This window comes from Tahibacter soli, assembly GCF_025717065.2.
GTDB classification, from domain to species: domain Bacteria; phylum Pseudomonadota; class Gammaproteobacteria; order Xanthomonadales; family Rhodanobacteraceae; genus Tahibacter; species Tahibacter soli.
In genome coordinates this window covers 1-13,474 of the sequence record NZ_JAOVZO020000020.1, presented here as the reverse complement: position 1 = coordinate 13,474, position 13,474 = coordinate 1, and the positions used below count along the sequence as shown (strand labels likewise).

Genomic DNA, 13,474 nt, shown 5'->3' with positions numbered 1-13,474 from the left:
GATGCCCGGCGTCGTTCGCTCGATCCTTCTCGATCCGCTGCGGCGCCCGTCGGACATCCACGTACGAGCCATCGGCGGCGGAACCGCCGCGGCTCCCGCAGGTCCCGAACTGTATGCCGAGGAATACGAGTACGACGCCAACGGCAACGTGGTCGAAAAGACCACGCCGGACGGTTCGTTCTCGTACGCGTACGACACGCTGAACCGGCTGACCGGATCGACGCCGCCGGTCGCGCTGCAAGGGACGCCGTCGGGGCTACCGGTCGAAGGATACGGATACGACGCCGCGGGCAACCGGGTCGGTAGCGTACATCAGCCAGGACCGTGGAACTACGACGGCGAAGGCAGGCTCCTCGGCTACGGCGCGAATGCCGAGCGCAGGGTCTTCACCTACGATGCCAACGGCAACGTCCAGAAAGTGGCGGTCGGCGCCGGAACGGTGCCCGACAAAGAAATCGTGTACAAGTACAATGCGAGCGAACAGCTTGTGCAGGTCACCGAAGATTCGACCGTTGTCGCTCGCTACGAGCACGATCCGTTCGGCCGGCGCGTCCGCAAGCAGACCCAGCAGGGCGTGGTGTGGTTTCAGTATTCGGCCGAAGGGCTCGTTGCGGAATATCGCGAGAACGGCGGCCTCGCCAGGGCCTACGGCTGGAAGCCCGGCGGCGCCTGGGGAGCCGATCCGCTCTGGATGGCCGACGTTTCCGGCGGGGTCTGGCATCTCGGGCTGTACCACAACGACCATCTCGGCACGCCGCAGCGCGTGACGAATCCGGCGGGCGAGATCGTCTGGTCGGGCGTATCCGAAGCGTTCGGCGCGACGCGCGTCGGGGCATCGTCGACCGTGGTCAATCCGCTGCGGTTGCCCGGCCAGTACTTCGACGAGGAAACGGGGCTTCACTACAATTTTCGCCGCAACTACGCACCGACGGAAGGCCGCTACCGCGAAGCCGATCCGATCGGCGTACGCAGCTACGCGTCGAGCTATCTGGCAAGGACCGCAATCGGCTATTCGTCGCGAATGTCGGCGCTCGATCTCGTTGAAACTGCGGAGGAAGATTCAAGTCTTAACGCGTTGTATCGGTACGTCGACAACCGGCCGCTGTTCTCGACGGACCCGACTGGCCTCGCCGGCAGCAACAACGGCTCAGGAGGCTCGTCGGGGCGCAATACGAGCAATCCATACAAACACTGCCGCGAGCTGAAAGAGAGGCCCGGCTGGGTCGAATGCCAGGACAAGAACGGAAAATGGATACCGAAGCCGAAGCCGTGGGACTGGGACCAGTACAAGTCGGAACAGTGTCCTCCAGAGGAGACGCCCTTCGAGCCGACTACGCCGCCGATCACGCCGCCGACGCCGAAACCGTGGTGGTACCTCATTGGCGTCGTCGTCGTCGTTTTCTTCGGCTGGGCCTTGGCATGATGTCGCCGCCGCGATCGCGGCGGCTCGCGCGGAGCAGGATATGACGCTCGACGAACTTTATCTCGAAGGAGACGCCGCCTACGATCGCGGCGACTACGCGACGGCGCTCGACCGGTTCGTGCGGGGTGCCGACGCCGGAGACGGCAGGGCGATGTCGCGACTGGCGAACATGTACGAGGACGGCGTGGGTGTCGACGTCGACTTCGAACGATCGGTCGAATGGGATCTCAAGGCGGTCGCCGCCGGCTTCGAAACGTCGCTGATCAATCTCGGCATCAAGTTTCGCCGCGCGGGAAGCATGCGCAAGGCGAGATACTGGTTCGAGCGAGCGCTCGACAAGGGCGACGGCGAAGCCGCGCTGGAGCTTGCGAAGCTCTACAGCGTGAGCGATGCAGAGGAGGCGACGGCGCGTCGGTACCTGCAGTCGGCGGCCGAGGCCGGCCGACTTTCCCAGGCCTCGGCGGAAGAGATCGAGCGGCTCTCGAAGCTGGAGCTGTCGCAGTGGTAATCGTTGCGTGGCATAGCGCGGGTTTGCGGGACATGAGCGCATCGTGCGCGAGGCTTGCCGCCGTCGGCGCGCGTCGCCGACAGGGGATGGCGCGATGAAGCCCTGCTGCCGCCGGGTGGCGGCGATGCTGCTGTTGGTATGCGCGCTCGTTCCCGGCGTTTCGCCGGCAAACGTCAAGCTCCCCAACGGCGAATACCGCACGACCGTCGAAGACATCAAAGTGAGAGTGCCCGGCGGCTACGTCGCGGTCGAGCGCACGTGGCAGGCCGAAAACGTCAACAAGGGCGAGTACCGCTGGTACGTCAATCCCGCGTGGGCCGACCTGCGCTTCGAATACGATCCGATCGACGGTTCGGTCAAGACCGTCGTGCGCGCCGACTCGACGTTCGAGCGCGACGCGAACGACCTGTTCGTCTACGACAAGGCGTTCTTCATCGCGCGGCAGACCGACGCTGCGGGCACGCTCACGGGATGGCGCTGGTACGACCGCGGCGGCAACTGGATCCGCTATGCGGCCGACGGCAAGATCCTCGCGTACGGCGGTCGCAACGACGTGTCGATCGTGTTCGAGCGCAACGGCCCGAACGGACAGATCAGCGCGGTGAAGGACCACGTCGGCGCGACCGTGCTGTCGCTCGCGTATACGCCCGACGGCCGGCACGTGCGGCAGATCGCCGATCGCACGCAACGCAAAGTGCAATACGTCTACACGGGCGACGCGCTGACCGAAATCGTCGATGTCGCGGGCGAACATTGGCTCTACGGCTATTCGTCGGGCCTGCTCACGAGCAGCACCGATCCGGAAAACCGCACGACGCAAATCGTATACGGCGGCAACCGGGTCGCGAAGATCGTCGATCCGATGGAAGGCGAGCGCACCTGGTCTTACGACTTCGACCGCGGCAAGCGGCAGTACACGATCGTGGAGAAAAGCCCCGAGGGCCGGCGCGTCGAACGGCGCTACGACGCGCGCGGCGCGCTGCTGTCGGAGATGCGCGGCACGCGCCTGACGCGGTCGCTGCGCCGCGACGGCGCTAACGTCGACATCGTCACCGACGAACGCGGTCTCGTGTCGCGGACCGAATACGACGCGCGACGCAATCCGATCCGGCAGGTGCGGCCCGACGGCACGTTCGTCACGGCGACCTACGACGCGCGGTTCAACCGCCCGCTCGATCGCACCGACGAGATCGGCGTGACATCGCGCAGCGGGTACGACACGCGCGGCAATCTCGTGTCGTTCATCGAAGCGCTGGGCACGCCGTTGGAGCGCACGACGACCTTTACGTACGACGCGCTCGGCCGCCGCGAAACGCGTACCGTGGCCGGCGAGACGCCGGCGGAGAACGCGACCACCCGCTGGACGTACGACGCCTACGGCAACGTCGAAACGACGACGAATCCCGAAAACGAAACGGTCTCGCTGACCTACGACGTCGCGGGCAGGGTGCTCACGCGCACCGACGCGCGCGGCAAGGTCTGGACGACGACGTACGACGCGCGCGGCCTCGTCGCGTCGAGAAAGGACCCGCTCGGCCACACGAGGACGTTCGAATACGACAAAGTCGGCAAAATCAAGAAAGCAACCGATGCTGCCGGCAAGGAAACGACGTACGACTACGACGCGAACGCGCGGCTGACGAAGGTGACGCGACCCGACGGCGGCGTGACGCGCTACGGCTACGACAAGGACGGTCTGCTGACGTCGCTCACCGATGCGCGCAATGTCGCGCGCACGTTCGTCTACGACGCCGAAGGACGCCAGACGCAGTCGATCGAGGCGAACGGCGACACGATCGCGACCGACTACGGCGCGGCGGGGACCGAGGCGGCCGGGCTCGTCGTGCGCCGCCGCTATCCGACGTACTGCACCGAGTACCGCTACGACCAGCGCGGCCGCCAGACGCAGCTCGTCCGGCGATCGTCGTGCGATGCCGCCGCCGAGTGGACCGAAACGTCTAGCACCGCGTACGACGCGAAAGGCCGCACGACGAGCCGCACGAATCCGCGCGGGTTCGCGACGTTCACGACCTACGACGAACTCGGCCGCGCGACCGCGACGACCGACGCGCTCGGCGCCGTCACGGGCTACGCGTACGATCGCCGCAACAATCGCATCCGCGTGAAGGACGCCAACGGGGGCGTCCACGTCTTCACGTTCGACCGTGCCGATCGTGTCGTCGGATACGCGCAGCCTTCGGGTGCGTCGACGGCGTATGCGTACGACGACGCGGGCAACCTCGTTTCGCGCGCCGACGCGTCCGGCCGGCGCAGCGCGTACGTCTACGACGACGCGGGCCGCCGTGCGATCGAGCGCTATTTCGAGGCCGGCAGCAACACGGCGGACGAGACCGTCGCCTACGACTACGACGCGCGCGACCTCCTGACCGGCTACGAGCAGACCGGCGACACCGAAAGCCGCGCCGTCTACGCGTACGACGAGTCCGGCCGACGCACGCTGGAGACGATCACCTACGGCAGCGGCCCCGGTGCCGTGACGCGGTCGGTCGGCACGGATCGCTGGCCGAACGATCTCGTCAGGTCCGTGACGTATCCCGACGGAACGACGACGCAGTTCGCCTACGACGCGGTGAACCGGCTCGAATCGGCGTCGCTGCCCGGCGCCGGCGAGCTGCGCTGGGACGACTTCCTCTGGCGGATGCCGCGGCGCCTGCAGATGCCCGGCGGCGTCGCCACGCTCGAGTACGACGACATGCAGCGTGTCGCGCGCGATCGCGTGCAGGCGATCGGCGGCGGAACCGCGCAGGCGCCGGCCGGCGACGTCGTCGTGGATCATCGCTACGACTACGACGAGGTCGGCAACGTCGTCGGCAAAACGACCGAGGACGGCGACTACGGCTACGGCTACGACGCGCTGGATCGGCTGACCGCAGCGACGCCGCCGGCATCGCTGCGTGCACCGGAGGTCGTCGACGGCCTGCCGCTCGAGCGCTACACGTACGACGGCCTGCACAATCGCAAGAGCAGCGAGCGCCAGCCGGGCACCTGGACGTACGATGCCGACAACCGGCTCGTGTCCTACGGCTCGGGCGACGCGCGCTGGCGTTTCGAAAGCGACGCCGACGGCCGGCAGGTCAAGGCGGTGCGCGGCGAACCGGCATTGGAAACTTTGGAATTCGTATACGGCGCGACGGGCCGTCTCGACGTAGTCCGGCGCGACGGCGCCGTCGTCGGGCGCTATCGCTACGATCCGTTCGGCCGGCGCATCCGCAAGGAAACCGCCGCCGGCGTCGTGTGGTTCATGTATGCCGACGACCGGCTCGTCGCCGAGCTGTCCGCCGCGGGCACGGCGACGCGGTTGTACGGCTGGCGCCCGAACGACGGTTGGCGCGTCGAGCCGCTGTGGCTCGCCGACAAGGCCGGCGGCGAGTGGCACACCTACGTCTACCGCAACGATCCGGTCGGCGCGCCGCAGCGCGTCGTCGACGCGCAGGGCGCGGTCGTCTGGGCGTCGTTCGCCGAGGCGTTCGGCAAAACCCGCGCGCGGCCGGGATCGACGATCGCCAATCCGCTGCGACTGCCGGGCCAGTACGAGGACCCGGAGACCGGACTGCATCAGAATTTCCATCGCGACTACGATCCGTCGACCGGCCGCTACGTCGAGCGCGATCCGCTCGGGCTCGACGCCGGCACGGCGACGTTCGCCTACGCGGCGGCGAACCCGTTGACGCTCGCCGATCCGCTCGGCCTGTGGGAGCTGCATCCGAGGCCGCCCGGCCCGATGCCCCGCGATGGCGACGGGCAGCCCCTCTGCCGCGACGGCGGGTTCGAGATCGAGCTGGAGGAAGGCCTCGATCCCTGCATCGTCGGCTGCGCGATGGTGCACGAGAGCCGGCACATCGCCGACGTGCGCGCCACCGATCCTACGCTGTGCCTGCGTGTGCCGGTCGGCGGAACGTACATCATCGCGGCGAGCTCGCCCGAGGAGAAGAAGTGGACCGAACTCAACGCGCACAACGACGAGCTGGCATGCTACGAGGCGATGCAGTTCGTCGATTCGATCTGCTACGGCGACTATTGCACCGAGATGATCAAGGTGGAAATCAAATGGGTCAAACAGGAAATCGAGAACCTCAAGGCGAAGTGAAGTGAACCGGCGCCGCGTTCTCGTCGCGTCGTTGCTGCTCTGCGCCGCGGCATGCGCGGGTGCGGACGACGCGCGCCGGCCGAAGCTCGACGAGGCCGACGTCGCGCAGGCCGCGCGGCGTCATCTCGACGCACTCGGCGTCGACATGACCGGCGTGCGCGCGGAACGGCCCGAGTTTCACCCGGACCTGCGCAAGTGGCTCATCGTCTATCGCCGCGATTCGCTCGTGCTCGGCCGCGGCAATTTCGGCGTCTTCGTGTCGGACGACGACATCGCCGACATCCGCATCAGGCCGAGCCGGTGACGCGCCTGTACGCCGTGCGCGGAACCGGCGAGCGGGCTATTTCGAGGCGAATCCCAGCGCGCCGGTGATCTGCTCCAGCACGATCTTCTCGCGCGGCATCATGCGCCCGTCGGCGGCGGCTAGCCGGTACAGCGAATCGTGCAGGTGCCTGGCCTCGGTCGAACCCTTCGGGTGGATCGACAGGAAGCGGTTGATCTCGACGTTGAGCTCGATCTCGCGCTTGCGCCCGCGCGCGAACGCTTCGTGCGCGAGGTCGCGTGCACGTGTGGACAAGTTCAATTCGTCCATCAGGTGATTGGTGAACTCGGCCTCGTGCGTCGTGACGATGCTGTCGGCGCCGGCGAGGTAGCCCAGGAGGCCGAACACGACCTCGACGGTCGCGGCCTGTTCCGGTTCGAGCTTGCCGCCGCCGAGCATTTCGCCGATCGCGGTGCGCAGGTCGCGCAGCATCGCGCCGAAGCCGTGGGGCTGGTTGTCCGTGTGTGCCATGGTCGATCTCTCCTTGTCGTTCGCGCCGTGCGCGAATGCTGCGCCGATCCGGCGTTGAATGAAAGAGTACGCAGTCGGGCGCCGATTGCCGTCACGCCGTTTTCACGGCTCGTGCAGGTCGCGCCGGTTCGTGAGCAAAAAAAGGGCGGGGATTGCTCCCCGCCCGGTCTATTTTCGCGTTTTCTTGCTTTGTGGCTGTCGGCTACGGAATCGTGATCGCTCCACCGGCGCGGTTGTACGCGTACTCGACTACCGTGGCCGGATGCCCGGTCGTGCCGCTCGTGGTCATGTGCACGTAGCCGTAGGTCGTCACGTTCGGCGTCACCGTCGTATTGAGGAAACGGATGCCGAGATAGCCGTTGACGCCGGCCGCGACGCGCCAGTTGGCGGCCGCTGCCGCGGTCGTCGCGTTGCTGAATACCGACGCCGGGCCGACCGTCGCACCCGAGGCGAGCACTGAGTATGGGCCGCCGGCCGTCGCCGACACGCCTACCGGTGTGAGCGTCGCCGCATTGGCCCAGAAGAACGTCAGGTTTGTCGAGCCGTACGGGTTGAATGTCGAATTGCCGGCTCCGGTCGTGTTGTTCGTGCCTGCCACAAAGTCGAAGTAGACGCCGGTGCTGTTCGCCGGCACCAGGACGTTGATCGGCCCGGAGTTCACGATGATGTTGCCGACATATAGCTTCGCGACGCTCGCCGCGGCGTTGTTGCCGAAGTTCGTCTGCAGCGCGCCGGCCGGGATCGTCGTCGTGTAGTCGACCGCCGTCGCCGACACCACATCGACCTTGACCGTGCAACCGCCGGGCGGAATCTGCGCGCCGCTCGACAGCGTCACCGTATCGGTACCCGCAGCGGCCGTCACCGAACCGCCCGTGCATGTCGTACTGGCGTTCGGTGTCGGCGCAATCACGAGACCGGAGGGGAACGTCTGGCCGACCGAGGCGCTCAGCGTCGCGGGCGTCGCGTTGATGTTGGTCAGCGCGATCGTCAACGTGCTCGGTATGTTCGCCTCGACGCCCGGCGGTGAATACGACTGGTTCACGGTCGGCACTGCCGGCGCGCAACCGCCGTCGGTGTTGCTGTTTTCGATCGTCACATTGTCGACGTCGTAGGTGCTGGTGCTCGAACCCGTCTCGAACGAGCCGCGCAGCGCGATGTTGCGGACGCTGCCCGCGAACGCGGTGCCGGTGTAGATGGTCGTGCCGTTCAGGCACACCTTGAGCGCTTTCGTCGCGCGTTCGATTTCCACCTTGATGTCGAAATAGGTCGCCGCCGGCCACTGCGCGCCGGTGTTGACGAACGTCGACGTCGAGCCTTCGAGGACGTTGATCACGCGCGTGCCGCGGACGAACTGCACGCGCGTGTTGACGAGACCGGCGCCGGTGTCTTGCGGCGAGAAGTCCCACGTCGAACCTGTCGCATTGTTCCCGATGGCAATTCTTGCGCTCGCGATCGAATACGTCGTCGTGCCTTGCGCCTGCGTCGGCGACAGCGCGAGCTGCGGCGATGCGGGCGCCGATGCGTTCGAGGTCGCACGCATGTGCTGGGTGCCCGCGCCGGGATTCAGCGTCGAAACGACCCATTGCGCGCCCGACGCGCCCCAGCCTTGCTGTCCGTTCAGCGCGGCGGCGGTGAACGGCGATTCGAAGCCGGTCGAATACGTCGGTACGCCCGGCGTTACCGCCTGGTAGTTTGCGGTGGTTGCCGCGGCGTTGTTGCCGTTGGACGTCTGCAGCGCGCCGGCGGCGATCGTGTTGACGTAGATGGCCGGCGTGGCGCTGGACACGTCGACGCTGAACGTGCACGTGCCGAACGCCGGAATCGTCGCACCCGGGTCGAGCGACGCGGACCCGCCGCCGGCGATTGCGGTGACGTTGCCTCCGGCACAGGTTGTGCTGCCGTTGGGTGTCGCGGCAACGACCAGGTTCGCCGGGAACGTATCCGTCAACGCCGCCGACAGTGTCGCCGGCGATGTATTGGTATTGCTCAGCGTCACGGTCAGCTTGCTGGGCGAGCCCGTCGGCGTGTTGGTCGGCGCGAACGCCTTGGTGACCGAAATGCCGCTGCCGGTATCGAGGGCGATCGAGTCGACCCACCAGCCGCTGTTGGCCGGTGTCGACGAACAATCGCTGCCGTGACGCCAGCGGAACGCGACGTTGTGTCCTCCCGTCGACGCCGGCAGCACGGCTGTCACGGTCGTGTATGCGGCGATCGTGCCGTTCCACGACGCGCGGCCCGCGAGCGGGTTCGGCGTCGCGACGCAGCTCGCATCGTTGCTCAGCGTGGTGCCGTAGCCGCCGGCTGCGAACGTTCCGCCGGCCGCAACGATGTCCTGGAATGCGCCGCCGTCGACCGAGATCTCGAGCACGCCGCCGTCGAAGTTTGCTTCGGTCGTCAGGCGATGGCGGAACGTCAACCGCGCACCGGCGTTGACCGCGACGGCAGGGCTGACGAGGCTCGCCGAGCCGGTGGTCGCCTTCGATGCCGTGAACGCCGCATTGGGCGCCGTATCGACGCTCGTCGTCTGCGTGAGCCACGCCGTGCCGCTACCCGTCACGTCGGTGGTCCAACTCGCCGGCAGCGCCGGCGGCGTCACGCCGACGTCGAAGTTCTCCGTCGGCGGGAAGCTGCCGAACGTCGGTGCGGTGACCGTCAGTGTCGCGTTCGCCGCGGCGGCGTTGGTGCCGGCCGACGTCTGCAGCGCGCCGGCGGCGATCGTGTTCGCGTAGCTGCCTGCGAAGCCCGAACGCACGTCGGCCGTGATCGTGCAGCTGCCGTTCGCCGGAATCTGCGCGCCGCTCGACAGCGTGACCGAACCTGCGCCCGCGGCGGCCGTGACCGAACCGCCGGTGCACGTCGTCGACGCGTTCGGCGTCGGTGCCACGACCAGGCCGCCGGGCAGCGTGTCGACGAGGCCGGCCGTCAGCGTCGCGGCCGTCGCGTTCGTGTTCGCGAGCGTGATCGTCAGCGTGCTGTTGACGCCCGTGTTGACGCCCGTCGGCGCGAACGCCTTCGTGACGGTCGGCGGGATCACAGGCACGGTCACGGTCAGCGTCGCATTCGCCGCCGCGACGTTGCTGCCGCGATCGGTGACGAGGCCGCCGGCCGGAATCGTGTTCGGATAGCTGCCGCCGCTCGCGGCGCTGACACTGACAACGACGGTGCAACTGCCGTTCGCCGGAATCTGCGCGCCGCTGCCGAGCGTCACCGAGCCCGCGCCCGCGGTCGCCGTGACGGAACCCGACGCGCACGTCGTCGACGCGTTCGGCGTCGCGGCGACCACGAGTCCACTCGGCAAGTTATCCACAAGTGCGGAAGTCAACGTTGCGGCAGTGCCGCTGCCGTTGCCGAGTGTCAGCGTCAGCGTGCTCGACACGCCCGTATCGACGCTCGTCGGCGCGAACGCCTTCGACAGCGTCGGCGGCATCAGGCCGCCGTTCGGCACGACGAACGTCAGCGGCACCGGCAGCGTTGCCGCGTTCGTGGCGTTGCTGTTGAGGCACAGCGTGGCGCGGTAGGTGCCGGCGGCGAGGCCGGCGGCGTTGAACGTGGCGTCGGTGGTGGTCTGCCCCGCGAAGCCGAGCGCGCCGCCGGTGTTGCTGTAGCCGATCCACGCCGGCTGCGTGCAGTCGACCGTGCCCTGCACGAACGCGGACATCGTCTTGGTGTCGACGTCGAACTGCCAGTTGAGCGGGTCGTCCCACGGCGCGTACAGCTGCGGCTGCGCGCCGATCTGCGGGTCGGAGCTGACGCGCCACGCCCACAGCGGATTGCCGGCGGTGGCGTTGCCCTGGCCGTTGATCGTGGGCCACACCATCAGCCAGTAGCGGCCCGGGGCGAGATCCAGCGGCGTGCCGGCGACGTTCGCGGCGGTGAGGTTCAGCTGCAGGTTGCCGCTCGTGGTGGTGATGCCGTTGGGCGTGCCGATCGTGTTCGAGTACGTCCACAGCGGGGCGGCGCCGAAGCCCTGCGGCGCGCCGGCGGGCACGCCCGAGGCGTCGGCGTAGATGCTGAAGGTCACCGACGGCGTGTTGCTCGTGGTCAGCGTCGTGTTGGGCAGGGTGAAGCCGTTGGCGCGCAGCGTGGTCACGTGCGTCTGGGCGGTGACGTCGAAGTTCTGCGCCCAGTAGTAGCCGCGCGAACTGCCGTTGTAGAAGCCGCCCTGCTGGCCGTTGCCGGTGGTGACGGTGTTGAGCGGGGTCACCTGCGCGGTGCCGCTCGTGCCGATGGTCCAGTTCAGCGTCGGATTGCCGAGGTTCTTGATCGTCAGGGTCTGGACGCTGGTGAGATCGCTGGTGGCATTGAGCGCCGTCGGCGTCGTCGCGATGACCGGGCCGCCCGGACGGATCGCCACCGGCATGTGCATCGGCGGCTCGGCCGGGCTGGCCGGCGTCAGCACGATTTCGCCGAGCGCCCAGGCCGCTTCGGGCAGCAGCTGGCTCTGCACCGTGATGGTCAGCGCGCGCGTGCCGGAACTGCCGATCGTGAAGCTCGCCGGCGTGACCGCGACGGCCGAGCCGGGGAAGCCGGCCGTCGACACGGTGTAGGTCTGCGCGCCGGTCAGCGCGCGGCGCACCGTGCGCGTGAACGTGCAGGTGCCCACGCAGCTGGCGGTGGCCAGGCTCGGCAGGTTGAGGTTGGCGACGTTGCCGCCGGTCGCCGGGTTCGCGGCCAGGAAGTTCGCGCCGGTTTCGTCGAGCACGAGGCCGGCCTTGGCGGCGGCGGCGAGATCGACGCGGCCCGCGCCGCGGTCCCACGCATCGCTCGGCTGGCCGCTCTGCTTGACGAGCCCGGCGGTCTTGGACGTGAGCATCAGCGCCGACTTGATCTGCATCGGCGTCCACGTGGGATGCAGCGCGCGCAGCAGCACCGCGCCGCCGGCCATGTGCGGACTGGCCATCGACGTGCCGTTCTCCAGCGCCGTCTCGTTCGCGTTCGGCGTGGCGCCCACGTTGGCCTGGTACGCGGCGAGGATGTCCACGCCGGGCGCGGCGATGTCGGGCTTGACCAGGAACTGGTTGCCGGCCAGGGCGCGCGGACCGCGCGAGCTGAAGTCGGCCACGACGTCGCCGGTGCCCGGATAGGCGCGCGCCGGCAGCGTGATCGACACGGTGACGGTGGCCGGGTCGAGCAGCGCGAGGTTGTCCCAGTTCGAGCGCAGCATCGACCAGGCGTTACCGGCCGCGCCGAGGTTGATGTAGAACGCGTCGACGAAGATCACGCCGATGGCGCCCGCCGCGACCGCATTGGTCTGGCGCACGCCGCTGCCGCAGCCGGAGTTGTTCTGGTTGAGGTTCAGCACCGCGATGGCGCCGACCGGCGGCGGATTGGCCACCGGCGGGTCGAAGCCGTCGGCGAAGACGCGGTCGGCCGGCGGCGCGTACGGCCGCGTGAACGTGCCGGCCGGGAACGCGGTGCAGCCGTCGGTGGTGCCGTCGGCGAAGCCGGGGCTCCTGACGATCGGCGTGGCGATGAAATCGCCGGTCTGGATCGGCGGCGCGCCGGGACGCAGCGGAATGTTCTGCGTGTTCGCCGGCGGCGTGCCGGGGCCCGCGGCGTCGAGGTTGAAGCCGAGCACGCGGTCGTGCGTGGAGGCCGCGACCGTCTGCACCCACGGTTCCTGGTGGTCGGACGTGCCGGCCGCCGGACCGCTGTTGCCGGCCGAGGCGGCGACGAAGATGCCGGCGTTGTGCGCGCCGAGGAACGCCACGGAGTTGGCGTCGGTCCACGGCGAACCGCCGCCGGAGATCGAGAAGTTCATGACGTCGACGATGCCGTCGGCGACGGCCTGGTTGGCCGCCTGCGTGATCGCCGAGCTCGGGCAGCTGCCGACGCAGACCTTGTACGCGATGATGTTCGCGTGCGGCGCGACGCCGGAGATGCGGAAGGTGCCGCCGCCGAACGGCGCGTCCCAGGTGTTGCCGCCGACCGTGCTCGCGGTGTGCGAACCGTGGCCGTCGTCGTCGGTCGCGCTGCGCGTGGGCGAGGTCGAGGTGAAGTTGTACATGCCGATCAGCTTGCCGTTGCAGCGGCCCAGATCGGCGTTCGGCGGCGTCGGGCCGCACAGGCCCAGATAGTTGCCGGCGCCGAGCGGATTGACGTGCACGTAGCCGTCGATCGGGCCGGTTCCCGCGAACGCGGGGCTCTGCCAGTTGATGCCGCTGTCGAGCACGGCCGCGACGATGCCTTCGCCCTTGGTCGCGACACCGCCGGTGGCGCTGCCGTCCCAGATCGACGGCGCGCCGATGAACGCCGGGCCGCGGTCGGTCAGCAGTTCGAGCTGGCGTTCGCGTTCGACCAGCATCACGTCGCCGCGCTCGCGCAGGGCCTGCGCTTCGGCGTCGGAGAGGTCGAGAATGACCGCGTTGACCGCGTGGCGCAGCGTGACGTCGGCGGTCAGCGCGCGGCCGACCTGCGTGCCGGCCGCGGCGAGAAACGCGTTCTGCTTCTGCTCGAGCAGGTTCAGGTACGCGCGCGCCGCGGACGAGTTCACGTCGACGCGGCCCTGGTTCGCGCCGGACTCGTTGCGCGGCAGCGTCGGATAGCCGTTGAGCGAACCGTCGTACGAGGCGAGCGGCGCGTCCCTCAACACCACCGTGTGGCGCGCGCGCTCGAGCGACGAGGGCGCGGCCAGCAGCTTGG

General features: G+C 68.5%; 6 protein-coding genes. 4 read left to right on the top strand and 2 right to left on the bottom strand.

Annotated features, from left to right (window positions below; all coding sequences use genetic code 11):
- Nucleotide 1: 1 nt before the first annotated feature.
- From OD750_RS21105 to OD750_RS21090, 4 genes are all read left to right on the top strand, one after another.
- Complete coding sequence (locus OD750_RS21105; RefSeq protein ID WP_263544078.1) at nt 2-1,423, top strand: RHS repeat domain-containing protein; 1,422 nt, start codon at nt 2-4, stop codon at nt 1,421-1,423.
- Entirely contained in the window at nt 1,380-1,931 is a 552-nt protein-coding gene (locus OD750_RS21100) for a tetratricopeptide repeat protein (RefSeq protein WP_263544077.1), read from the top strand. Before OD750_RS21105 ends, OD750_RS21100 begins: the two co-directional genes overlap by 44 nt.
- Before the next feature lie 124 nt (nt 1,932-2,055).
- A complete protein-coding gene (locus OD750_RS21095; RefSeq protein WP_263544076.1) occupies nt 2,056-6,039 on the top strand; it encodes an RHS repeat-associated core domain-containing protein in 3,984 nt (1,327 codons plus the stop codon).
- Nucleotide 6,040: 1 nt separating this feature from the next.
- Nucleotides 6,041-6,343 carry a hypothetical protein gene (locus OD750_RS21090; RefSeq protein ID WP_263544075.1) on the top strand — a complete coding sequence of 101 codons (303 nt, stop codon included), beginning with the start codon at nt 6,041-6,043 and terminating at the stop codon, nt 6,341-6,343.
- A 36-nt stretch (nt 6,344-6,379) separates the two neighbouring features.
- Here OD750_RS21090 and OD750_RS21085 read toward each other — a convergent pair whose 3' ends face one another.
- Together OD750_RS21085 and OD750_RS21080 are read right to left on the bottom strand one after the other, a co-directional pair.
- Nucleotides 6,380-6,832 (bottom strand): TerB family tellurite resistance protein, encoded by a 453-nt coding sequence (locus OD750_RS21085; protein WP_263544074.1) that lies wholly within the window; start codon nt 6,830-6,832, stop codon nt 6,380-6,382.
- 202 nt (nt 6,833-7,034) lie between these two features.
- Nucleotides 7,035-13,427, bottom strand: a complete 6,393-nt coding sequence (locus OD750_RS21080; protein ID WP_272842108.1) for a DUF7933 domain-containing protein — start codon at nt 13,425-13,427, stop codon at nt 7,035-7,037.
- Nucleotides 13,428-13,474: the final 47 nt, after the last annotated feature.